Source organism: Pseudonocardia terrae (genome assembly GCF_021343995.1).
GTDB lineage: Bacteria > Actinomycetota > Actinomycetes > Mycobacteriales > Pseudonocardiaceae > Pseudonocardia > Pseudonocardia terrae.
This window is the reverse complement of record NZ_JAJTTE010000023.1, coordinates 65,292-87,565: the sequence shown is the minus strand read 5'-3', so window position 1 is coordinate 87,565 and position 22,274 is coordinate 65,292. Positions and strand designations below refer to the sequence as shown.

The 22,274-nt window shown below is 75.0% G+C and carries 19 protein-coding genes and 1 pseudogene; 4 read left to right on the top strand and 16 right to left on the bottom strand.

Annotated elements, in window-relative coordinates; translation table 11 throughout:
- Window positions 1-77 precede the first annotated feature (77 nt).
- From LWC33_RS36085 to LWC33_RS17235, 4 genes are all read right to left on the bottom strand, one after another.
- Window positions 78-749, bottom strand: coding sequence for a fasciclin domain-containing protein (locus tag LWC33_RS36085; protein WP_233305412.1), 672 nt, complete (start codon window positions 747-749; stop codon window positions 78-80).
- 93 nt (window positions 750-842) lie between these two features.
- Window positions 843-2,420, bottom strand: a complete 1,578-nt coding sequence (locus LWC33_RS17245; protein ID WP_233305411.1) for a molybdopterin-dependent oxidoreductase — start codon at window positions 2,418-2,420, stop codon at window positions 843-845.
- A gap of 270 nt (window positions 2,421-2,690) precedes the next feature.
- Entirely contained in the window at window positions 2,691-2,930 is a 240-nt protein-coding gene (locus LWC33_RS17240) for a glutaredoxin family protein (RefSeq protein ID WP_233305410.1), read from the bottom strand.
- Complete coding sequence (locus LWC33_RS17235) at window positions 2,927-4,501, bottom strand: class I adenylate-forming enzyme family protein (protein ID WP_233305409.1); 1,575 nt, start codon at window positions 4,499-4,501, stop codon at window positions 2,927-2,929. The genes LWC33_RS17240 and LWC33_RS17235 overlap by 4 nt, the downstream gene beginning before the upstream one ends.
- A 597-nt stretch (window positions 4,502-5,098) precedes the next feature.
- On the opposite strand from LWC33_RS17235, the gene LWC33_RS17230 reads away from it, so the two are divergent.
- From LWC33_RS17230 to LWC33_RS17220, 3 genes are all read left to right on the top strand, one after another.
- Window positions 5,099-5,794 carry a sigma-70 family RNA polymerase sigma factor gene (locus LWC33_RS17230; RefSeq protein WP_372476620.1) on the top strand — a complete coding sequence of 232 codons (696 nt, stop codon included), beginning with the start codon at window positions 5,099-5,101 and terminating at the stop codon, window positions 5,792-5,794.
- 193 nt (window positions 5,795-5,987) lie between these two features.
- On the top strand, window positions 5,988-7,379 hold the full coding sequence (locus LWC33_RS17225; protein ID WP_233305408.1) for a DUF5667 domain-containing protein: 1,392 nt from the start codon (window positions 5,988-5,990) through the stop codon (window positions 7,377-7,379).
- Between the two features lie 351 nt (window positions 7,380-7,730).
- Window positions 7,731-8,603: an HAD family hydrolase gene (locus LWC33_RS17220; protein ID WP_372476621.1), complete on the top strand. Its 873-nt coding sequence runs from the start codon at window positions 7,731-7,733 to the stop codon at window positions 8,601-8,603.
- 70 nt (window positions 8,604-8,673) lie between these two features.
- Here the strand turns inward: LWC33_RS17220 and LWC33_RS17215 are convergent, their stop codons facing one another.
- The 12 genes from LWC33_RS17215 to LWC33_RS17160 all read right to left on the bottom strand — a co-directional run bounded on the left by LWC33_RS17215 (window position 8,674) and on the right by LWC33_RS17160 (window position 20,981).
- The gene (locus tag LWC33_RS17215) at window positions 8,674-9,795 is read right to left on the bottom strand and encodes a lysophospholipid acyltransferase family protein (RefSeq protein ID WP_372476619.1); all 1,122 of its coding nucleotides are present in this window, start codon (window positions 9,793-9,795) and stop codon (window positions 8,674-8,676) included.
- A gap of 78 nt (window positions 9,796-9,873) precedes the next feature.
- Entirely contained in the window at window positions 9,874-10,890 is a 1,017-nt protein-coding gene (locus LWC33_RS17210) for an NAD-dependent epimerase/dehydratase family protein (RefSeq protein ID WP_233305407.1), read from the bottom strand.
- A gap of 166 nt (window positions 10,891-11,056) precedes the next feature.
- A complete protein-coding gene (locus tag LWC33_RS17205) occupies window positions 11,057-11,158 on the bottom strand; it encodes a 30S ribosomal protein bS22 (RefSeq protein ID WP_010241351.1) in 102 nt (33 codons plus the stop codon).
- A 276-nt stretch (window positions 11,159-11,434) separates the two neighbouring features.
- Window positions 11,435-11,668 carry a helix-turn-helix domain-containing protein gene (locus LWC33_RS17200; RefSeq protein WP_037052988.1) on the bottom strand — a complete coding sequence of 78 codons (234 nt, stop codon included), beginning with the start codon at window positions 11,666-11,668 and terminating at the stop codon, window positions 11,435-11,437.
- A 171-nt stretch (window positions 11,669-11,839) separates the two neighbouring features.
- The gene (gene proC / locus LWC33_RS17195; protein ID WP_233305406.1) at window positions 11,840-12,652 is read right to left on the bottom strand and encodes a pyrroline-5-carboxylate reductase; all 813 of its coding nucleotides are present in this window, start codon (window positions 12,650-12,652) and stop codon (window positions 11,840-11,842) included.
- Between the two features lie 49 nt (window positions 12,653-12,701).
- Window positions 12,702-13,541: a thioesterase family protein gene (locus tag LWC33_RS17190; RefSeq protein ID WP_233305405.1), complete on the bottom strand. Its 840-nt coding sequence runs from the start codon at window positions 13,539-13,541 to the stop codon at window positions 12,702-12,704.
- A gap of 59 nt (window positions 13,542-13,600) precedes the next feature.
- Entirely contained in the window at window positions 13,601-14,452 is an 852-nt protein-coding gene (locus tag LWC33_RS17185; protein WP_233305404.1) for a sugar phosphate isomerase/epimerase family protein, read from the bottom strand.
- On the bottom strand, window positions 14,449-16,029 hold the full coding sequence (locus LWC33_RS17180; RefSeq protein WP_233305403.1) for a Yip1 family protein: 1,581 nt from the start codon (window positions 16,027-16,029) through the stop codon (window positions 14,449-14,451). Before LWC33_RS17180 ends, LWC33_RS17185 begins: the two co-directional genes overlap by 4 nt.
- A gap of 17 nt (window positions 16,030-16,046) precedes the next feature.
- A complete protein-coding gene (locus LWC33_RS17175; RefSeq protein ID WP_233305402.1) occupies window positions 16,047-17,036 on the bottom strand; it encodes a Ppx/GppA family phosphatase in 990 nt (329 codons plus the stop codon).
- A gap of 207 nt (window positions 17,037-17,243) precedes the next feature.
- The gene (locus LWC33_RS17170; protein WP_233305401.1) at window positions 17,244-18,458 is read right to left on the bottom strand and encodes a putative sodium/potassium/calcium exchanger; all 1,215 of its coding nucleotides are present in this window, start codon (window positions 18,456-18,458) and stop codon (window positions 17,244-17,246) included.
- 286 nt (window positions 18,459-18,744) lie between these two features.
- Window positions 18,745-20,292: an FMN-binding glutamate synthase family protein gene (locus LWC33_RS17165; RefSeq protein ID WP_233305400.1), complete on the bottom strand. Its 1,548-nt coding sequence runs from the start codon at window positions 20,290-20,292 to the stop codon at window positions 18,745-18,747.
- A gap of 356 nt (window positions 20,293-20,648) precedes the next feature.
- Complete coding sequence (locus LWC33_RS17160; protein ID WP_233305399.1) at window positions 20,649-20,981, bottom strand: hypothetical protein; 333 nt, start codon at window positions 20,979-20,981, stop codon at window positions 20,649-20,651.
- Between LWC33_RS17160 and LWC33_RS17155 the strand changes: the two are divergent.
- Window positions 20,962-22,131 (top strand): annotated as a pseudogene (locus tag LWC33_RS17155) (heavy metal translocating P-type ATPase); the annotation flags it as partial. The gene LWC33_RS17160 and the pseudogene LWC33_RS17155 overlap by 20 nt on opposite strands.
- Window positions 22,132-22,274: the final 143 nt, after the last annotated feature.

Below are 22,274 nucleotides of genomic sequence, written 5' to 3'. Positions count from 1 at the left end.
ACCGGCCGTTCACCGTGCCCCGCCTCCTCGCACGTGTCGGACGACACGTCCGGGGAGGTGACGGCCCGGGGAACGGATCAGCTCTGCGGCAGGAGCACCGAGTCGATCATGAAGAGGGTCCCGTTGCCGGTCGGGATGTTCCCGCACAGGACGTTCGCCGACGTGCCGGAGCCACCGGAGACGGTCATCTGGTCGCCCGACCCGCCGATCTGCACCGTGCCGCCCGCGAGCTCGGTCGACGAACCGGCCCTCCGCAGCTCGTCGGCCGTCTGTCGGGTGCCGGAGGCGTGGTACTGCATCACGGTCGCGAGCTTGGCCGGGTCGGCCTGCAGCGCGGCGAGCTGGTCCGGCGGGAGCTTGTCGAAGGCGTTGTTGGTCGGCGCGAAGAGCGTGATCCCGGGCGCGGCGTTGAGCGTCTCGGTGAGGTTCGCCCGCCCGATCAGCGCGGCCATGGTGGTGAGCTGCGGGTTCGACTCGATCGCGCCCGCGATCGGGGCGAGCGACATGCTGGAGAGCGAGCCGGGGTCGTCGCCGCCGGGCAGCCCCGAGCAGTCCGGGCCGAAGACGTCGGCGGCGGTGGTGCTGCCCGGCGCGGGCGGCGGGGTCATCGGACCGCTCGCGGCCACGGTGGGCACCGGCGGAATGTCCGTCGCGGTGGACGGTTCCTGGGCGGGCCTGGAACACGCCCCCAGGGCGACGACGGCGGCCACGGCCGCTCCGAGGGTGACCAGACGCTGGATGCTGCGCACGACATCTCTCCTTCCCGGGTCCTGCCCATGCCTAACGTGTCCGCCGCCGGCGCGCCCGTCCGGCGAGATCACGATCAGGTCTCGGCCGCCCGGTCAGGTCGCGGAGAAGATCATCGCCGGCCAGCCCGTGGCGCCGTCCGGCAGCACGTCGGCCCGTTCCTCGGTCTGCAGGTTGCCCAGCCCGTCGGTCGCCCGGGCGCGCACGGTGTGGCTGCCCGGCCCGACGTCGACGGTGCCCCGCCACATCCGCCAGGTGTCCCCGCCGACCTCCGCGGCCAGCTCCGCCGGGGCCCACGGACCGCCGTCGACGCTGATCTCGACCCGCGAGATCCCGCGCGGCTGCGACCACGCGATGCCGGCGACGGTGACGCGCCCGGCCGGCACCCGGGAGAACCCGCGGGGCAGGTCGATGCGGCACTCGGTCTTGATCGGCCCCCGCTCGCCCCAGCCGCGCTGCACCCAGTACGAGTCGCGGGCGGAGAACGAGGCGAGCTCGAGGTCGGTGACCCACTTGGTGGCCGAGACGTAGCCGTAGAGCCCGGGCACGACCATCCGCACCGGGAAGCCGTGCTCGGCGGGCAGCGCCTCGCCGTTCATGCCGAGCGCCAGCAGCGCGCCGCGCCCCGGCTCCAGGATCACGTCCGTGGGGGTGCCGGCCGTCCAGCCGTCCGTGCTGGTGGAGAAGACCTGGTCGGCGCCGGGCTGCGGGCCCGCCTCGCGGATCACGTCGGCCAGCTCGACGCCGACGAAGCGCGCGGTGGAGATGAGGTCGCCGCCGACCTCGTTGGACACACAGGTCATCGTGATCGTCCGCTCGACGAGCGGGCGGGCGAGGAGGTCGTCGACGGTCAGGCTCAGTTCGCGCGCCACCCGCCCGTGCACGCGCAGGCGCCAGTCCTCGGCGCGCAGCTGCGGCACCCGCAGGGCGGTGTCGATCCGGTAGAACTCCGGGTTCGGCGTGAGGAACCGGGTGGTGCCGAGCTCGGCGGCGAAGTCCGTGCCGGCCGGCAGCGGGGCCTCGCGGGTGACGGTCGCCGCGGTGAGTCGCTGGGTGAGTCGGGCCCGCGAGTCGATGGTCCCGCGTCCGACCGCCACGCCGATCCCGCCGGCCGCCAGCGCCCCGACCCCGACCGCCGCCGTCGCGCCGAGCAGCACGGTCCGCCGCGGCAGGCCACGAACGCCCGGCGCCTCGGGCGCGGCCGCCGCGGCGAGGGCGAGCCGGTGCAGGGCGCGGACCACCCACAGGCCCACGCCGGCCGCGACGACCGGCGCGAGCAGGTCGGTGGCGGTGAACGCCGGGCCGAGGACGACGGCGGCGATCCCCGCCACCCCCAGCACCCCGACGACGACCTGCGCCGGCACCGAGGAGCGGCGCGACGCGAGCCCGGCCGCCGCCGCGACCAGCAGCAGCACCACGCCCATCCCGGCGAGCAGGACCGGCTTGTCCGCGGTGCCGAACGCCGATTTGGCGAACTCGACGAGGGGCGGCGGCGCCACGCGGATCACGGCGTCCCCGACGGCGAGGTAGGGCGACGACGTGGGCGACAGCAGCCCGGCGACGAGCTGCCCCGCCCCGAGCGCCGCGCCGACGGCGAGCACCGCGACCGCGGCGGCGACGGGACGCGACAGGACCGGGGCGGCGGGACGGGCGAAGGTGCGGCTCACGTCCATGGTTCGCCCCCGGAGCCCCGGAGGTTCGCCCGCATCATGGATCCATACTGCTCCCGAGAGCTGCTGCCGAAGGCGTTACGGATCCATGACGTGTCAGGAAGCGGCTCCTGGACGCGCTATGGAGCCATACCGCGCCGGGGAGCAGCTCCTGGACGCGTTATGGAGCCATACCGCGCCAGGGAGCAGCTCCTCAACGCGTTATGGAGCCATACCGCGCCCGGGAGCAGCTCCTGGACGCATTGTGGATGCTCGCTGCGGACGCGGCCGAGATCAGCCGGCGAGGGCCCTGCGGAACCGCTCCTCCTCGACCCGGTAGTAGCCGTGCTGCTTCCCGTCGATGAGGATCACCGGGACCATGTCGCCGTACTCGGCGCGCAGCTCCGGGTCGGCGTCGACGTCCTCGGTGCGCCAGGCCACGCCCAGCTCGCCGCAGATCCGCGCGACGTCCGCCTCCGCGACCTCGCACAGGTGGCAGTTGGCCCTGCTCAGCAGGGTGACCGTCCGGCTCATGCCGTCCCCGTCTCCGCCAGCACCCGCCGGGCGATCTTGCCGGTCGGCGTGCGCGGCAGCTCGTCGACGAACGCGATCACGGTCGGCTGCTTGAAGCGGGCCAGCCGGGTCGCGCAGTACTCCCGGACCGCGTCGGCGTCCGGACCGGTGCCGGGCGCGGGCACGATCACGGCCTTGACCGCGGCGCCCGTCCGGTCGTCCGGCACTCCCACGACCGCCACCTCGGCCACCTCCGCCATCCCCGCGAGGACCTCCTCGACCTCGCGGGGGTAGACGTTGAACCCGTTGACGATCACGAGGTCCGTCGACCGGTCCACCAGGTGCAGGTCGCCGTCCGCGTCGAGGAACCCGACGTCGGCGGTGCGGAACCAGCCCTCGGCGTCGGGCCCGCCCTCGCCGCTGGGCCAGTAGCCGGAGAAGAGGTTGGGGCCGCGCAGCGCGACCATCCCGGTGTCCTCCTCAGGGTCGGAGAAGACGTCGGCCGCGTCCCCCTCCTCGCCCTCCTCGGCGGTGCGCCCGGCGAGCGGCTCGCCCTCGGCGTCGACCAGCCGCAGCTCGACGCCCGGGATCGGCCGGCCGACCGAACCCGGCTTGCTGCGCCCGGGCACGTTGCAGGTGACGACGGGACCCGCCTCGGACAGCCCGTAGCCCTCCAGCACCTCCATCCCGGTGGCCTCCCGGAACGCGGTGTGCCAGGCCGGGGGCAGCGGGGCGCCGCCGGCGGTGCAGATCCGCACACCCTCCAGGGCGCCGCGCAGGTCCTCGGCCGGGACGTCGAGCAGGGCCCGGTAGAGCGACGGGACGCCGGCCAGCGCGCTGACCCGGTGGTCGCGCAGGATGCCGGGTGTGGCCGCGGCGTCGAACCGCGCGGTGAGCACGGCGGTCGCGCCGGCCCAGCAGACCTGCAGCAGGCCCGCGGCCAGGCCGAAGCTGTGGAAGAGCGGCAGCGCGAGCAGGACCCGGTCGGCCGGGGTGACCGGCGCGGGGCGCAGCGCGGCGGTCTGCGCGCGGTTGGCCAGCAGCGCGCGGTGCGAGAGCTGGACGCCGCGCGGGCGGCCCGTGGTGCCGGACGTGTAGATGAGCAGCGCGAGCGCCTCGCCGCCCGGCGCCTCGGGCGGCGGACCGGCGGGCTCCGGCTCGGCGGGGGGCGGGGCCAGGACCGGCACGCCGGCCGCGCGCGCGGCGTCGGCGGCGACCCCCGCGTCGGTGACGACGGCGGCGGGCCGGGCGTCCTCGAGGATCACGGCGACCTCGCGGGTCACCGACCGCTGGCCGACGGGGACGGCGATCGCCCCGGCGCGCAGCACGCCGAACAGGGCGACGCAGAAGCCCGCGCCGTTGGGCAGCACCAGCACGACCCGGTCGCCGGCGGCGATCCCGGCCGCGGCGAGCCGGGCGGCCTCCGCGTCGGCGGCGGTGTCGAGCTCCGCCCAGGTCAGCGTGCGGCCGGCGGTGACGTCGACGACCGCGGGCTGACCGGGCTCGCGGCGCGCCGCCCGCCGGACCAGCTCACCCAGGTGCGCGACCGCGTCGGACCCGGTGCCGGGGCTCTGGCTGGGAGAGGGCTGCACGCGCCGAGTCTGGCAGACCGGGGACACACACCCGCGCGTGACGTGAACTCCGGCCGAGCGCAACCCCCGTGCGCCCGACGGCAGGGCGACACGCCGCCATACGGCGCGTCGACCGAACACGCTGCGCCACGACCACGTTGACCGCGCGTGATCGTCCGCTCACCGGATAAGGCATTCGGCGAGCGGTGGCACCCGTCTGGGCGCCGGACGGCTGCCCTAGAGTCCGCCCCCACAACCTGCCAACGCCGGACCGTCGGGTTCGGCACGAGTTCTCACCCAAGGGAGTGGCATGCAGCCTGTTGCCAGCGCACCGCGGGTCCTTCCGCGCTGCCCTGTCCGACACCGGGTGCACCGGGCTTCATGACCTCCTCGATGCGTCCCGACGGGCTGCTCCCCACGGAGCGGTTCGCGCCGTCGCACCCGAACGGTGCGGGCACGACCCCGTCCTCCTGGTCCGACCTGCCCCGACAGGCCCGGTCCGGCGGCTCGACGACCCACCGACCGGCACCCGCCGCCGCTCCCCCGTCCGCGCCCGACCCGACCGCCCCGGCCGACGGCCGGACCACGGCCGGCCGGCCGACCCGACAGCAGGCGCCCGTGACAGCTCCCCCCGTCGCCCGTCCCCACGCCGTCCCGCCGCCGGCGGGTCCGCCGCCGTCGGGTCCACCCGCGGGCCCGCCGCCCCGGTCGCCCGAGCCCGGGCCCGGCCCGGCGGGGGCCGAGCCCCGCCCGGACGCCGAGGCCGACGGCGGCGGCTCCTGGACCCTGGTCAAGGCCTGCCAGGCGGGCGACCAGAACGCCTTCAAGGAGCTGTACGCGCGCTACCACGAGGTCGTCTTCCGGTATGTGCTGTTCCGGCTCGGCGACCGCACGCTGGCCGAGGACCTCACCCAGGAGACGTTCCTGCGCGCGCTGCGCCGGATCGGCTCGGTGAGCTACCAGGGCCGCGACATCGGCGCCTGGTTCGTCACGATCGCCCGCAACCTGATCTTCGACCACGTCAAGTCCAGCCGGTACCGGCTCGAGTCGACGACGGCCGACATGGTCGAGCACTCCCCGAGCACGCACGGGCCCGAGCAGCAGGTCATCGAGAACGCCACGAACTCCGAGCTGCTCAAGGCGATCGAGAAGCTCAACCCCGACCAGCAGGACTGCATCCGCATGCGGTTCCTGCAGGGCCTGTCGGTCGCCGAGACCGCGCAGCGGATGAACCGGGCCGAGGGCGCGGTCAAGGCGCTGCAGCACCGTGCCGTCCGCCGCCTGGCGCAGCTCCTCCCCGAGGGGTTGCGGTGAACGGCGCCTATATCGCGAACTACATGCTTGTCGTTACGGATGCGACGAGTGAGCCACACCAATCGGTGAACGGTCCTTGTGCCGTAACCGACGACCGCCCGTCTCGTTGTGTGGGTGAACGTCGGCAGAGCGCGAGGCCCCGATCGGGCCGGACGCTGACGAACAGTGCAGGGATGCAGTGAGGACGGCGAACATGCCCGCGGGACGATGGGGCTCGGACGACGAGTGGTGGGACGAGGAACATCTCGACCCCCGTTTCGCGCCGGACGACGACCTGGAGCACGAGGTGGCCCTCGCGGCCGCGCTCGATCGCAGCCGTACCGACCTGAGCCCGGACGACGAGACCGCGGCGCGCATGCGCGCCGACTTCTTCGCCGCACTGGAGAAGGAGTGGGGCGCCCCGGAGGAGTCCGCCACCGAGCGGACCACCCGGATCGAGCCGGTCCGGGCCGACGCGCTGGAGCAGACCACCGACCTCACCGCCGCGCTGCGGCCGGAGGGTCCCGAGGGCGCGACCCGCTCCGGCTCCTCCGGTGAGCGCACGGTCGCGGCGGCGAACGGCACGGCCGGTGCCGGCTCCCGGCGGTCGAAGCGGGGCGCGCGGCACGTGCTCCCCGCCGATCACCCGGACAACCCGGGCCGCGCCGGCGGCTCCCGCGGTCCGGGCGGGCGGCGACCGAGCCTGCGGAAGCGGGTCGCCCTGGTCGGCGGCGCCGCGGCGCTCGCGCTGGTGGCGCTCGCCGGCGGCACCGCGATGATGAGCCGCGACGCGCTGCCGGGCGACAGCCTCTACGCGGTCAAGCTCGCCACGGAGTCCACCGGCACCGCCTTCACCTTCGGCGACGGGGCCAAGGCCCGGCGCCAGCTCGACCTGGCCGCGACCCGGCTCGACGAGGTGCGGGCGCTGCAGCAGGCCGGCCGCACGCCCGACGCGACCACCTACGAGGCCGCGCTCACCGCGTTCGACGACGCGGCCAGCGAGGGTTCGCGGATGATGCTGTCCGGCGCACAGCCGCCGACCGACACCGGGCTCGGCGACCTCGACGCGTGGGCCCAGAAGCAGGCGAAGGCCGTCGAGGCCCTGCGGACCTCGGGCGGCGACGTCCCCGGTGCCGACCGGTCGGCGCGCCTGCTGGAGCGCATGTCGGAGCGGGCCGCGGCCCTGCGGGCCCGGATGGGCTGCAGCGAGGTCAGCGACGGCGTCGACGACCTCGGCCCGATCCCGGCCACCGGCACCTGCGTGCCGGTCGCCTCGAACGCCGGCCAGGGTGGCGGCACGGTCGACGAGCAGATCCCGAACGGCAGCCCGCAGTCCGCGCGCACCAGCCCGGCCGCGCCGTCGGACAGCACCGGGCCGCAGCCGTCGACCGGCCCGGGCACGTCCCGGAACGGGCTGCTCCCGGAGGGCGTCCTCCCGAGCACCGGCGACGCCGGCGCGACGAGCACCACGACCAGCGGCTCGGAGAAGTCCAGCAGCACGAAGCAGAGCTCGTCCAACCCGCCGAGCGGCGGCGGGGGCGGCCTCCTGCCGCCGATCCAGCTGCCGCCGCTGCTGCCCGGCCTCGGACCGATCACCATCGGCTGAACGGACGGCTCGGGCGGCCGGGCCGCCACGGAACGGGGCCGCGCGGTGACACACCGTGCGGCCCCGTTCCGCGTCCGCGGCCGTTTCGCGTCGGTCCGGGCGGGGTCGCCCAGTAGGCTGGACGGGCGGTGCCCGGGTGGTCACGGACCGGCCGGGGCGGTGGACGGATCGGCACGGCGGGTGGCCCGGCGCGAGCAGCGCGGGCCGGGAAGCCCCCAGGTGGTAGGACCCGAGGTGGTTGTGGAGCACGGTGAGCCGCAGGGCGCGGACGCGCAGGACAGGAACGGTGCCGCGGACCCGCTCCGGAACGGTGCCCATGGCGAGGTGGCGGGCGTCACCGAGACGACCGACGTGATCGAGGACGCCACCGCGGTCGACCGCGCGCAGCGCGCCGGTGAGGCCGCGGCGGCGGCCGCCGTGGCCGCCGGCGGGACGCCGCCGTCCGAGGCGGCGGACCGGGACCTGACCGCGGCCGCCTTCTTCGACGTCGACAACACGATGATGGTCGGCGCCTCGATCTTCCACTTCGCCCGCGGGCTCGCCGCCCGCAAGTTCTTCACCACCTCCGACCTCGCCGGCTTCGCCTGGCAGCAGATCAAGTTCCGGCTCGGCGGGCGCGAGGACCGCAACGGCATCGCCGGGCACCGGGACACCGCGCTGTCGTTCGTCGCGGGCCGGCCCGTCGAGGAGGTCGTGGCGCTGGGCGAGGAGATCTACGACGAGCTGATGGCCGACCGGATCTGGGCCGGCACCCGCGCGCTCGCCCAGATGCACCTCGACGCCGGGCAGCGGGTCTGGCTGGTCACCGCGACGCCCGTCGAGCTGGCCCTGATCATCGCCCGGCGGCTCGGCCTGACCGGTGCCCTGGGAACGGTCGCCGAGAGCGTCGACGGGCACTACACCGGGCGGCTGGTCGGCGAGATCCTGCACGGCCCGGCGAAGGCCCACGCGGTGCGCGCGCTGGCGGCCACCGAGGGCCTGGACCTGCGCCGCTGCACCGCCTACTCGGACTCGGTCAACGACGTGCCGATGCTGTCCGCGGTCGGCACCGCCGTCGCCGTCAACCCGGACTCGGAGCTGCGCGACGTCGCCAAGGAGCGCGGCTGGCAGATCCGCGACTTCCGCACCGGGCGCAAGGCCGCCCGGATCGGCGTGCCCTCCGTGCTCGGCGCCGGCGCGCTGGCCGGGGCGGTCGCCGCCGGAGTGGCGTACCGGCGGCGCTGAGGACCGGGCTCTGCGAACCGGACGCTGCGAACCGGTCGCCGGGAACCGGGGCCGACCACGTCGGCCCCGGTCAGCCCAGGAACACGTTTCGCCGCTGGCTGAGCAGCCGGTAGAGGGTGTGCTGGATCGTCTCGCGCACCTGGTCGGTCAGGTTGAACACGAGCATGGGGTCCTCGGCGTCGGCGGGGGTGTAGGCGTCGAGCGAGATCGGCTCGCCGAACTCGATGTACCACTTCGACGGCAGCGGGACGAGACCCAGCGGCCCGAGCAGCGGGAAGGTCGGCGTGATCGGGAAGTACGGCGCGCCGAGCAGCCGGGCGAGGGGCGCGATGTCGCCGATCTTGGGGTAGGTCTCCTCGGCACCGACGATCGAGCACGGGATGATCGGCACGCCGGTGCGCAGGGCGGCGGAGACGAACCCGCCGCGGCCGAAGCGCTGCAGCTTGTACCGGTCCTTGAACGGCTTGCCGATGCCCTTGAAGCCCTCGGGGAACACCCCGACGAGCTCACCGGAGGACATCAGGCGCTCCGCGTCGGCGTTGCAGGCCAGGGTGGCGCCGTTCTTGCGGGCCAGCTCGCCGACCACCGGGAGCCGGAACATCAGGTCGGCGCCGAGCAGCCGCAGCCGCCGGCCGGCGGGGTGCTCGTCGTGCAGCGCCTGGATGGTCATCAGCGCGTCGAGCGGCAGGGTTCCCGAGTGGTTGGCGACGACGAGCGCGCCGCCGGTGTCCGGGACGTGCCGCAGCCCCAGGGTCTCCACACGGAACCAGCGCTCGTAGAGCGGGCGCAGCGCGGGCGCCAGCACCGAGTCGGCGAGGTCGGCGTCGTAGCCGAACTCGTCGACGGTGTAGTCGCCGGAGAGGCGGCGGCGCAGGAAGCGCAGCACGTCCTCCAGGCCGGCCTCCCAGGCCGGGGGTTCCGGATCCGGCACGGCGGCCACCGGCGGTACCGCGCCGCCCTCGGTGCCGACCTGGTCGTCGTCGAGCGAGGGGCGGGGGCGTGGCGTGCTCGAAGCGGGACGGCGGGTGCGCGCGCTCTCGCGCCCTGCCTCGCGTCCCGTCTCGCGCGCCTCCGTGCCCGGCCGGGCACGCCCGCTCCCGCGGCTCCCGCGGTCACGGCCCTCCCCGAGCCGCCACCGGGTACGACCCCCGGTCTCGTCCGCCCGCAACGGGATGACGCGCGCTTCCGGCACCCGAACCCCCTCCGAACCCGTGCCGTTGTCCGACTTCCCCGACCGCCGCCCCATGCTTCCCCAGGGCCCCGCGGCCCGCTAGTGCAACATCCGAGCGGCCTGCAGGACGGTCCGCTCCGCCGCCTCGATCCGCTCGGCCCCGAGGACCGGCCGGAGCGCGCGGCCGCGAACGTAGTCGTCGAAGGCCTGGACGGTGGTCCAACGAGGGTGGAAGCCGAAGCGTTCCTTCAACCTCGTCGTGTCCACCACCCGGCCGAAGTTGAGGAAGCGCATCTGCTCCGGCGAGTAGTCGACGACGCGGGCGCCGCGCAGGAACCGGCCGACCGGCCCGACCAGCGGCGCCGGCACCGCGGCCTGCACGCGGCCGGCCCGCCGGACGGCCTGGGAGAGCATGAGCACGCCGTCGGCCGCGACGTTGTAGACCCCGGGGTGCTCCTCCACGGCGGCCCGCTCGAGCACGGCGAGCGCGTCCTCCTCGTGCAGGAACTGCAGCCGGGGGTCGAAGCCGAGGATCGTCGGGACGACCGGCAGCGCGAAGTAGCGGGTCAGCACCGTCTCGATGCGCGGGCCGACGTAGTTGCAGAAGCGCAGGACCGTGGTCGTGACGTCCGGCCGGCGGCGGGCGAAGCCGCGCAGGTAGCCCTCGATCTCCGCGGCGTCCTTGGCGTAGCCCCCGGACGGGAGGTCCTTCGGCGTCATCGACTCGTCGAACAGCGCGGGGTCGCGCGAGCCTGAGCCGTAGACGGCCGTGGTCGACTTCAGGACGACGCGCCGGATCCGCTCGGACTTCTGACAGGCGGCGAGGAGCTGCATCGTCCCGATGACGTTCATCTCCTTCATCGCCGTGCGGCCGCCGGACGAGCCGGGGCCGGCGGAGAGGGCGGCGTGCACCACGGTGTCGACGCCGGCGCCGGAGATGACCTTGGCGATGAGCGGGTTGCGGATGTCGGCGCGGACGAACTCCGCGCGGCCCATGCGGCGCAACATCTCCCGGGACGGGGGGACGGTGTCCACGCCGAGCACCCGCTCGATCGCGGGGTTCGCGGCGAGCCGTGCGGCGAGGTTGCCGCCGAGGAAGCGGCTGACACCTGTCACCAGCACGACGGAGGGAGCGGCGCCGTCGCTGCTGCGATCGGCGTCGTGGGGAGATCCCGTGCGCGTCACGGACCCGACCTCGTTCGTCGTGCGACCAGGGATCCCGGGTGCGACCCGGGCCGGTGGACCCCGGCCCGTCCCGGACGGGGACGGGCGGGGTCACACCTCACTTGCCGAGCTTGCGACGCTGCACGCGGGTCTTGCGGAGCAGCTTGCGGTGCTTCTTCTTGGACATGCGCTTGCGACGCTTCTTGATGACCGAGCCCATGCGTCGGTACCTCCTGTGCTCACTGCTTCGCTCGCGGCCGGGAGCCGGCCCGAGAGGGTGTGTCCCCGCCGCGCGGCGGTCGCGCGCACGCGGGTGCACACGGCGAGACGATGACCGGTCGCCGATCCTACCCGGCGCCGGTCGGGCCGACCCGTCAGGGCGGGGTCGTGGACTGCTGGGGAAAGCGGGTCGATGCGCGCTCCGCGAGCTTCGCCCGGAGCGGATGTTCGCTCCGCGAGCTCCGCTCGGAGCGCATGTTCGCTCCGCGAACTCCGCTCAGCCCGCGTCGAAGTACGCGTGCCGCAGGTAGTCCTCGACGGCGCGCTTCGGGACGCGGAACGAACGACCCACCCGGGCGGCGGGGAGCTCCCCACCGTGCACCAGCCGGTACACGGTCATCTTGGAGACCCGCATCATGGCGGCGACCTCAGCCACGGTCAGGAACTGCACCGCGGCGATGTTGTCGATGCGTTCGGGCTGCCCTGAATGCCCTGGCTGCTGCGTGGCCATCCGGACACCGCCTTCCCTGGAGAAGTCCCACGGTCCCGCCCGGGGTCCTCGTCCCCCGGGCGGCGTGTTCCCCGTGAGGATAGCGGTGCCGGTGTGACGCCTTCGACACACCTTCCACACGGGCGGGGAATTCAGCCGCGCGTCAGGGTGAGACGTGATCCTTCGTTCGGGTCAACGGTTCTGCACCGAGCGTCCCAGCTCCTCCGACCGGTCCCGCGCGGCCTCGATCGCGTCGATCAGGGCCGCCCGCACGCCGTGCCGCTCGAGCTCGCGGATCGCGGCGATGGTGGTGCCCGCCGGGGAGGTGACGGCCTCCCGGAGCAGCACCGGGTGGTCGTCGGACTCGCGCAGCATGGTGGCCGCGCCGAAGGCGGACTGGACGATCAGGTCGGCGGCGACGGCACGCGGCAGGCCGAGCAGGATCCCGGCGTCGATCATGGCCTCGACCAGGTAGAAGAAGTAGGCCGGGCCGGAGCCGGAGAGCGCCGTGACGGCGTCCTGCTGGGTCTCCGGGACACGCACCACCCGACCCACGGAGCCGAGCAGCTCCTCGGCCAGCGCGAGGTGCTCGGCGGTGGCGTGGCTGCCGCCGGACACCGCACTCATCGCCTCGCCGACGACCATCGGGGTGTTCGGCATGACCCGCACGACCGGAGTCCCCTCCGGCAGGCCGCCCTCGAAGAGGGCCGTGGGCAGGCCGGCGCACAGCGAGACCACGAGCGTCCCCGGGGTCAGCGCCGCCTTCAGCTCGGTGAGGACCGGGGCGATGTCCTGTGGCTTGACCGCGACCACCACGACGTCCGCCTTCGCCGCGGCGCCCGCGACGTCGGCCGACTCCACCCCGAGGCGCCCGGACAGCTCGGCGGCCCGCTCCGGGTGCCGCTCCGTGAACACCAGGTCCGCCGCGGGCCGGCCCGCCGCGAGCAGCCCCGAGAGGAGCGCCTCGCCGATCTTGCCGGCGCCCAGAACCGCGATACGTGTCATGGATCGACGGTAACCGCCGGAATCCGGGCAGGTCGGGGAGGGTGTGCGGCTACGTCCGCGGGAGCGGGGACAGCGCGAGCTGGCGGGCCTGGCAGACCACCCGCCCCGTCGAGTCGCGGACGGTGCAGTCCTCGTCGAACCAGGTCCCGGCGACCATGTGCGAGCGGGACTCCAGCGCCAGCCACCCCGGCGCGGGCCGGGCCCGCAGCAGCGCGGTGAGCTGCACGGTCGGCGCCCAGCCGCGCCCGCCGCCGCGGTTGAACACGGTCGGTGGCAGCGCGTCGCCGGCGAGCAGCGCGAACAACGGGTCCGGGGCCTCCCCGCGCGGCCGCATCCAGCCCCGCACCACCGGGTCCGCGATCTCCTTGCGCAGGAACGCCATCGTGGCCGGGTCGTACCGCGCCTCGGTGGCGGCCGCGAGCCCCTCGCCGGGGGTGCGGACGTCGGGCACGAAGTCGATCGCGTCCGCCGGCGGCTCCAGCGGCATCGGGGACTCGGACAGCCAACTCGGGTCGGCGTCGGGCAGCGCCCCGGCGGTGACCGTGGCGGAGAGCAGCAGCTTCCCGCTCTGGATCATCCGGGCCGCGGCGACCGACGCCTGCCGGCCCAGCTTCAGCACGTCCGTCTCGAGCTCCACGGTGCCCAGCTCGGGGGCGCGCAGGAACTCCGTGCCGACGACCACGGGATCGAGCTCGGTGTCCCCGCCGTGCTCCGTGGTGAGCCGGGCCAGCGCCGCCTTGGTCAGCAGGACCATCAGCAGGCCGCCGTGGGCCTTGCCGCCGATCGAGAAGAGCGTGCCGAGCTCGGCGGTGAACCGTCCCCCGCCCTCGTCGGTCAGCACGGTGGACGTCGCGAAGGGCCGATCGACGGTCACATCGGTGGGAGCCATGAAGCGGTCGTATCACGCCGGGCGGACTCCGGCGGTGTGACGCGTGCCGCTCGTGATCCCTAACCCTGCGGCGCGGGCTCCGGCAGCGGCGCCTGCTCGGGAACGGTCAACACCGGCGGGACCGGCGCGACCAGGTGCAGGCGCGCGTAGACGAGCGCCTCGGCCAGCAGCGTCGTCCGCTGCTCGCGGTTGCGGCAGCGCCGGGTGCTGACCTCGAGGACCACCACACCCTCGCGCGCGAACCGGCCGGTCGCCAGCCGCTCGCACACCTCGGCGCAGGGCTGGGTGCCGCGCCCGGGGACCAGGTGCTCGTCGCGCGGGGCACCGGACCCGTCCGTGAGGTGCAGGTGGACCAGGCCGTCGCCCATGCGGTCGAGCATGGCGAGGGCGTCGGACCCGGCCGCGGCCGTGTGCGAGAGGTCGAGCGTGTAGAAGCTGTGGCCGACGTCCGTCGGGTCGAAGCCGGGCGCGTAGGGCACGGTGCGGATCCGCCCCCGCGCCACCGGGAACATGTTCTCGACGGCCAGCCGCACGCCGGCCCGCTCCCCCGCGCGTGCCACCTCGTCGGCGAACCCCGCGGCGTAGCGGCGCTGCCAGCGGAAGGGCGGGTGCAGCACGACGGTGCGCGCCCCGAAGCGCTCCGCGGCCGCCACGGACCGGCGGATGCGCGTGACCGGGTCCGACCCCCACACCCGCTGCGTGACGGCCAGGCAGGGCGCGTGCACGGCCAGCACCGGCACCCCGTACCGCTCCGCGAGCCGCTCGACGGCCCGGACGTCCTGCGACACCGGATCCGTCCAGACCATCAGCTCGACGCCGTCGTACCCCAGCTCGGCGGCCAGCTCGAACGCCGCCGCGGCGGGCTCCGGGTAGACCGAGGCGGTGGACAGGGCGACCGGCGGGGAGGTCACCTTTCCAGGAGTACCAGGATCGCGGGCGAGACGGTCAGGAGCAGGCCCACGCCCACGGCGAAGGCGGTGGTCCGGAGGTCGTCGTTGCGCAGCAGCGCGCGGACGCCGAGCACGAGGCCGACCGTGATGATCACGGCGGCGGCGAGGGCGACCACCGGCAGGTTGAACCACAGGTAGCGGAAGCCGACCCACACCGCGGCGCCGACCAGGGCGCCGGCGATCCACTGGCCGATGACGACGGCCCAGCCCTGCGGCGTGCCCTCGTCCTCCTCGTCGTCCTCGTCCTCCTCGACGTCGACGGACGCACGCCGGCCGAGGCCCGCGGGGGCCTGATAGGTGTCGTCGTCCTCGTCGTCGAGCGCGGGCGCGCCGAGCTGGGTCGGCGGACCGGCGTCGTCCTCGTCCTCGTCGTCGAGCGGCGGGACGTCGAACTGGGTCGGCGGACCCGCGTCGTCCTCGTCGACGGGGCGGCCGCCGAGCTGGGTCGGCGGGCCGGCGTACAGGGACCCGAAGGGGGCGGTCAGCGGCTCGTCCTGCGGCGCGCGGACGCGGCCGAGCTGTTCGGTGCCGGGCTCGCCCGGCCGCGTGGGGCGGCCGTTCGGGGCCCACGGCGACCGCTCCGGCGCGCCGGCGCGCCCGGCCTCCGCGGGCGGGCTGCTCGGCGCGGCGCCGGCCCGGGCGCCCTGGGCGGGCGGCTCCGGGCGGTGGGGGAAGCGGTCGAGCGGGCCGGCCGGGGACGGCTCGTTCTGCCCCGGCCCGCCCGGGCGGTCCTGGAGGGCACTCGCCCCGTTCTGAGCGGCGCCGTTCCAAGCGCCGCCGTTCGGGGCGCCGCCGTTCGGGGCGCCGCCGTTCGGGGCGCCGCCGTTCGGGGCACCGCCGTTCGGGGCGCCGCCGTTCGGGGCGCCGCCGTTCGGGGCGCCGTTCTGCCGGGCGCGCGGCGGGGCGAGACCGTTCTGCCCGGTGCCGTTCTGACCATTCTGGCCGAAGCCGTTCGGGCCGCCGTTCCGATCGAACCCGTTCGGGGCGAACGCGTCCGGTCCCGCGCCCTCCTGCCCGGGTGCGGGCGGGCCGAAGCCGTTCGGGCCGGGGCGCTGCTGCCCCGCCTGCGGTCCGGGGCCGAAGCCGTTCGGGGTGCCGTTGCGGGGGAAGCCGTTCTGCGCGGCGTCCTCGCTCGGGCGGCCGACGCCGCGGGCTCCGAAGCCGCCCGGCCCGGAACCCGTCCCGGACGCACCGCTGCCGACACCCGCACCGCGCTCGTCCCGGGGCTGCTCGGACTCGCGCTCGAGGCGCGGGCCACCGCGTCCGCCGGGCTCCCAGGGAGCGGCCGACGGCGGCGCGCCGCCGCGCCAGGACTCGGCAGGGGCCTCGGGGGTCGGCTCGGGGCGCCACGCCGGCGTCCCGCCGTGCCGGCCGGGGACGCCCGGGCCCTCCGCGGCGGGAGGACCCCCGACCGACTCGGCGCCCGGGTCGTCGGCCTCCCGGCGCCGTCGACGCCGCCCGGACGCCGCGGTGCCGCCGTTCTCGGCGAGCAGCTCGGCGACCGTGCGCTGTCTCGGCTGGTCGGTCTCTGAACTCATCCGCTACACCGTGCCCCTCACGACGTCAAGCGTCCAAGTGATCCGGGCGCGTCCTGCGCCGAGCGGTCGTCCCTGGTCGACCCGTCGAGGGTGTCGAGCCGTCGGAGGATCACTCCCTCGCGCAACGCCCACGGACAGATGTCGAGTTCCGTGACCTTCAGCGCCCGCATCGCGCCCTCCGCGACGACCGCGCCCGCGACGAGCTGGTGCGCCCGGCTCGGGCTCACGCCCTCCAGCTCCGCGAGGTCCCCGGACGACATGCGGCTGATGAACGACCCGAGCTGCCGCAGCCCCGCGTGGGTCAGTACCCGCCGGGCCCGCATGCCCGCGCCGGACGGCGCCGCGCCCGTCAGCCGGGCCAGCGAGCGGAAGGTCTTCGACGTGCCGACGGCGAGGTCGGGCTCCCCCAGCTTGCGCAGCTCGCGGGCGATCGGTGCGAGGTCGGCGTCGACCTTCTCCCGGAGCGCCTCGATCTCCCGGCGCGACGGCGGGTCGCCGGTGAACCACTCGCGCGTCAGCCGGCCCGCCCCCAGCGGCAACGACGCGGCCGCGGCGGGGTGCTCGTCCCGGCCCGCCGCGAGCTCCAGCGAACCCCCGCCGATGTCCAGGCACAGCAGCCGCCCGGCCGACCAGCCGTACCAGCGGCGGACGGCGAGGAAGGTGTAGCGCGCCTCGTCCTCGCCGGGCAGCACCTCGAGCGCGACGCCGGTGTCGGCGCGCACCTTCGCCAGGACCGCGGCCGAGTTGGTGGCGTCGCGCAGCGCGGAGGTGGCGAAGGCCAGCAGGTCGTCGCAGCCCAGTTCGCCGGCGGAGTCCCGCGCGGTGTGCACGGCGGCGATCAGCGAGTCGACGCCGAACCTGCTCAGCGAACCGTCGGGCTGCAGGTGCTCGGCCAGGCGCAGCTCCGCCTTCTGCGAGGTCGCGGGGGTCGGGTGACCGCCCCGCCGGGCGTCCACCACGAGCAGGTGGACGGTGTTGGAGCCGACGTCGAGCACACCCAGTCGCACGCGATCAGGTTACCGGTCCGTGCCTCCCCCGTACCCGCACCGTGACCAGGCCCGCCGATCGGATGGGCCGGGGAGGGCCGATGGTGGTGCGGCGGAGCTGGGAGGCTCAGCCAGGTCGAGTGCTCGTCCCGACGGGGCGGCCTGCTGCCCCTCCGACGGCGCGGGCCGCGGGGCGGGGCGGCGCTCCCGTCCCCGCGGCCGCAGCGTTCAGCCGTCGGACGCCGCGCGCACCTTCCCGTGCGGGGATCCGCTACGGCGTGCCGCCCGCCGCTTCTTCGAGCCGGTGGAGTCGCCGGTCGAGCCAGCGCCCCCGTTGGCGGGCTCCTCCGCGGAGCCTGCGTCCTCGGCGCCGCTGTCGGCGGAGCTCCCGGCCTCGTCCTCGACGTCGTCTGCGTCGTCCTCCGCGGTCTCCCCTGTTCCGTCGTCGGTCAGGTCGTCGGATCCGGCGGATGCGGTCTCCTCGTCCTCGTCGCCGTCCCGGGCGTCGAGGCCGCCCGAGCCCTCCTCCGCCGCAGCCGCGTTCACCGCCTCGACCATCGCGTCGGCCGCCATGCGGATATCGTCGTCGGAGAGGGCGTCGGGGTCCTCGTCGCCGGCATCGTCCTCTTCGGACCCGTCGTCGACGCACACCTCGTCCTCGGCACCGTCGTCACCCTCCGCGGCCCCCTCCTCGCCGGCCTCGGCATCGGCTCCCTCATCGCCCTCGTCCTCTGGGCCGTCGTCGACCTCAGCCTCGACCTCGTCCTCCACGCCTTCGCCGGACTCAGCCTCGGCAGTGTCGTCGCTCCCAGACTCGTCGCTCTCGTCGTCTGCTCCAGCGGCCCCCGCGTCGAGCACCCAGTCCGCGTCGGGCGGTGCCTCGTCCTCTGCGCCGTCGCTCGCGTCGACTTCGCCCTCGTCGCTCTCCCCGGTCTCCGTGTCCGTGTCGTCGCCCTCGGCGGCCGCCGCGTCGTGCGCCTCGTCGCTCTCGGCGCGGGCGCCCCGGTCGTCCTCCTCGTCTGCTTCAGCGCCTTCGGCAGCCTCGGCGTCGAGCAGCCAGTCCGCGTCGGGGGGCACCTCGGCGCTCGCGCCCTCGTCGGCCTCGTTCTCGGCGTCCGCGCGCCGGCCGGAGTCGACCTCCGCGCCCTCGGGGCTCTCCGCGGCGGTGTCGAGCGGGAAGATGACCTCCGGTTCCCCGTCGCCGGTCTCGCCCGTGCCGGCGTCCTGCGCGCCCGCCGCGTCCTGCCCACCCTCGTCCGCCTCGGCCGAACCCGGCATCGAGGCCGCCCCGATGACGGCGCGCACCAGCTCCTGCTGGGCCTTGAGCAGCTTCTGCAGGGTCTCGAAGACCTCGTCGTTGAACGCGATCATCGCGTCCTGCAGGCGATCGGACGAGTCGGCCGGGTCCGGTCCGGATCCGGCGGCCGGTTGTGCTGACGACATCGTCGCCTCCTCCTCGGTGGGTGCTGTCGGGGCGCCGGATCCCCCACAGCTCGCCGACGTCAACCCCGGTCCCCGCGATCGCAGGGAAATGGGTCCGGTCGCCTCGGGAGGACGTCCGTTCAGGCGGACACGTCAGGGCTGATCGGCGGGCGGGCGGTCGCGATGGACGCCTCGGCGCCGTCCCTCACCGCCAGGGCCGCTCCACCTGGCTGCGCGTGTAGCGCCGGACCCGGCGGTCGGAGAGCAGTTCGCCGTCGGGCCGAACGAGCACCCCGAGAGGGCGCGCTCAGGCGCGCGCCGGGTGCGGCCGGCCCTCCCGCAGCAGGGCGACGACCTCCTCCTGGTCCCGGCGCGACGGCAGCCCCCACTCCGGACGGTAGTCGTACACCTCGTGCAGGAGCCTGGCCACGGTCTGGCCGTCGAGGATCTCGACGTCGTCCGTGCGGATCAGCCCGGGATGCTCGACGCCCGCCGCCTCGGCGACCTTGCCCAGGTCTCGCCGCAGGGTCAGGACGTAGTTGGCCAGCCGGGCGGACTTCAGCGTCGGGTCGAGGCCATGCGCGAGCCAGCGGTTCTGGGTGGCGACCCCCGTAGGGCAGGTGTCCGTGTGGCACTTCTGGGCCTGGATGCAGCCGATGGCGAGCATGGCCTCGCGCGCCACGTTGACCATGTCCGCCCCGAGCGCGAACGCGACGACGGCGTTGTCCGGCAGCCCGAGCTTCCCCGATCCGACGAAGACGACCTGCTCGTGCAGGCCGCGCAGCGCGAACTCCCGGTACACCCGGCCGAACCCGAGCCGGAACGGCAGCGCGACGGAGTCGGTGAACACCAGCGGCGACGCGCCGGTCCCGCCCTCGCCCCCGTCCACAGTCACGAAGTCGACCCCGCGCCCGGTCCGCGCCATCAGGTCGGTGAGCTCCGTCCAGAACCCCAGGTCGCCGACGGCGGACTTGATCCCCACCGGCAGCCCGGTCTCGTCGGCCAGCATCTCGACCCAGTCCAGCAGCTCGTCCGCGTCCCGGAACGCCGTGTGCCGCGACGGGCTCACACAGTCCTGCCCGACCGGTATCCCGCGGACCGCGGCGATCTCCGCCGTGACCTTCACCCCGGGGAGCAGGCCGCCCAGACCCGGCTTCGCACCCTGGCTCAGCTTGATCTCCAGCGCGCGCACCGGCGCCCCGGCGACGCCGTCCTTGAGCCGCTGCAGGTCGAACCGGCCCTGCTCGTCCCGGCAGCCGAAGTAGGCGGTGCCGAGCTGCCAGATCAGCTCGCCGCCGCACCGGTGCTGCGCCGCGATCCCGCCCTCGCCCGTGTTCTGCAGGCACCCCGCGGCCGCCGCTCCCCGGTTGAGCGCCTCGATCGCGTGGCCGGACAACGACCCGTAGCTCATCCCGGAGATGTTCACGACCGAGTCGGGCCGGAAGGCCGCGCGCCGGCCGCGGGGGGCGCCGAGGACCTTCGCGCACGGCAGCCACACCGACTCCTCCCCCTGGGGGTGCGGGTGCGTGGGCGTGGTCCGGCCGAAGGTGCGGTGCTTGATGATCACGTAGCCGGGGGTGTGCTCGACGTCGTTGTCGGTGCCGAACCCGAAGTAGTTGTTCTCGCGCTTGGCGGAGGCGTAGACCCACCGGCGCTGGTCCCGGCTGAAGGGGCGCTCCTCGTCGTTGCCCGCCACGACGTACTGGCGCAGCTCCGGCCCGATCGCCTCGATCAGGTACCGGCCGTGGCCGACGACCGGGAAGTTCCGCAGCAGAGCGTGCCGGCGTTGGACCAGGTCGTGCGCCGCGACGCCGAGCGCGGCCGCCCAGGGAACCACCCACCGGCCCCATCCCACGGCGCGCAGTGTGCACCGTCCGGGGGCGGTCCGCAGATCCTGCGGCCCCGGGCCCTCAGCTCTCGAACTTGTCGCCGACACCACCCAGATCTCACCTGCAGCGATATCGGCGGGTAGACGGCCGACCAGAGAACTTCCTCAAGGCACACGCTGGTGAGCAGCCGCCACAGTGCTTGAGCGCCCACTCCGATGTGGTGAGAGCGGCGACCACCGCGGCGCCGGTGGCCCAGCGGCGCCTGAGCTGAGGCCATGGTTCTCGGATGGACCGGCAGTGGGCGCCGGGGTTGTGAACAGCGGCGCGATCCAGCGCAGGTAGTAGAACAGGCTGGCCACGGTGTTGACGATGGCGAGGACGGTCAGCCAGGCCATCCCGCCGTCGACGAGGGCGGTGAAGACGGCGAGCTCGCCGAGGAACACCGCGGTGGGCGGGGTGCCGACCCGGTTCCGGTCGACGTCGCCGACCAGCCGACGAGGGCGTAGAGAGGGCTGCTGGCCAGCAGGAACGCCGCGAACAGCAGCAGGTCGGTCGCGCCGGCCATCAGGACGGACCCGAGTGCCCCGAGCAGCAGCACCCAGTGCTCGGTCTCACGACGTTGCCCGCCGGCGGCGTCGACCGAGGCACAGACGGCGAACGGGGTCGCGACCAGCACGATCAGCCGCGTGGCGTTGGTCGCGCTCGCCGCGCTCACCCTCGGGTTCTGGCTGGGCACCGGATCCGGTGCGGCGGCGGCGTTCACCGCCGCGGTCGCCGTGCTGATCATCGCCTGCCCGTGCGCGCTCGGGCTGGCCACCCCGACCGCGCTGCTGGTCGGCACCGGCCGAGGCGCCCAGCTCGGAATCCTGATCAAGGGCCCGCAGGTGCTGGAGTCCACCCGCCGGATCGACACCGTGGTACTGGACAAGACCGGCACCGTCACCACCGGCTCGATGCGGCTGGTCGAGTTCCACCCCGGTGACGGGGTCGACGAGGCGGAGGCGCTGCGGCTGGCCGGGGCGCTGGAGAACGCCTCCGAGCACCCGATCGCCAAGGCCGTCGCCCAGGCCGCGCGGGAGCGGGTCGGCGCGCTGCCTGGCATTGACGGCCTCATCAACGTCGAAGGCCTCGGGGTGCAGGGCGTCGTCGACGGGCATGCGGTTCTCGTCGGCCGGGCGGCGCTGCTGGAGCAGTGGAGCCAACCGCTCACCGCCGAACTCGCGAGCGTGAAGGCGGCGGCCGAGGGGCAGGGCCGCACCGCCATCGCGGTCGCCTGGGACGGCGAGCCACGGGCGGTGCTGGTGGTCGCCGACGCGGTCAAGGACACCTCGGCCGAGGCGATCGCCCGGCTGCGCGGGCTCGGGCTCACCCCGATCCTGCTCACCGGCGACAACCGCGCCGCCGTCCGCACCGTCGCCCGCGAGGTCGGCATCGACCCCGGCCCGGACACCGTGATCGCCGAGGTGCTCCCGGCCGACAAGCTCGCCGTGATCGAGGACCTGCAGGCCCGCGGCCGGGTCGTCGCCATGATCGGCGACGGGGTCAACGACGCCGCCGCCCTCGCCCAGGCCGACCTCGGCCTGGCCATGAGCACCGGCACCGACGTCGCCATCGAGGCCGCCGACATCACCCTGGTCCGTGGAGACCTGCGCACCACGGCCGACGCGCTCCGGCTGTCCCGGCGCACCCTGGGCACGATCAAGACCAACCTGTTCTGGGCCTTCGCCTACAACGTCGCGGCCCTGCCCCTGGCCGCCCTCGGGCTGCTCAACCCGATGCTCGCCGGCGCCGCAATGACGTTCAGCTCGGTGTTCGTGGTGGCCAACAGCCTGCGGCTGCGCAGGTTCACCCCGACAGCGCGGTAGGCGCCTTCTCCGGATCGCGCTGGCCGGCTCGTTCCGTCCCTGGGGACGAGCCGGCCTCGGCGCACTGTATGTCGGGCTCGCCGTCGCCGGCGATGGCCGAGGGCAGCACCGAGGTGAAGCTTCCTTACTCGCCGGCGGGGCGC

Bases quoted from the DNA above. Each gene is read 5' to 3' on its own strand.
- LWC33_RS17200 (WP_037052988.1), bottom strand. From the start codon at position 11,668: ATGGCCACGCAGCAGCCAGGGCATTCAGGGCAGCCCGAACGCATCGAC.
- LWC33_RS17225 (WP_233305408.1), top strand. From the start codon at position 5,988: ATGCCCGCGGGACGATGGGGCTCGGACGACGAGTGGTGGGACGAGGAA.
- LWC33_RS17240 (WP_233305410.1), bottom strand. From the start codon at position 2,930: ATGAGCCGGACGGTCACCCTGCTGAGCAGGGCCAACTGCCACCTGTGC.
- LWC33_RS17245 (WP_233305411.1), bottom strand. From the start codon at position 2,420: ATGGACGTGAGCCGCACCTTCGCCCGTCCCGCCGCCCCGGTCCTGTCG.
- LWC33_RS17190 (WP_233305405.1), bottom strand. From the start codon at position 13,541: ATGGCTCCCACCGATGTGACCGTCGATCGGCCCTTCGCGACGTCCACC.
- LWC33_RS17170 (WP_233305401.1), bottom strand. From the start codon at position 18,458: ATGTCGTCAGCACAACCGGCCGCCGGATCCGGACCGGACCCGGCCGAC.
- LWC33_RS17180 (WP_233305403.1), bottom strand. From the start codon at position 16,029: ATGAGTTCAGAGACCGACCAGCCGAGACAGCGCACGGTCGCCGAGCTG.
- proC (WP_233305406.1), bottom strand. From the start codon at position 12,652: ATGACACGTATCGCGGTTCTGGGCGCCGGCAAGATCGGCGAGGCGCTC.
- LWC33_RS17205 (WP_010241351.1), bottom strand. From the start codon at position 11,158: ATGGGCTCGGTCATCAAGAAGCGTCGCAAGCGCATGTCCAAGAAGAAG.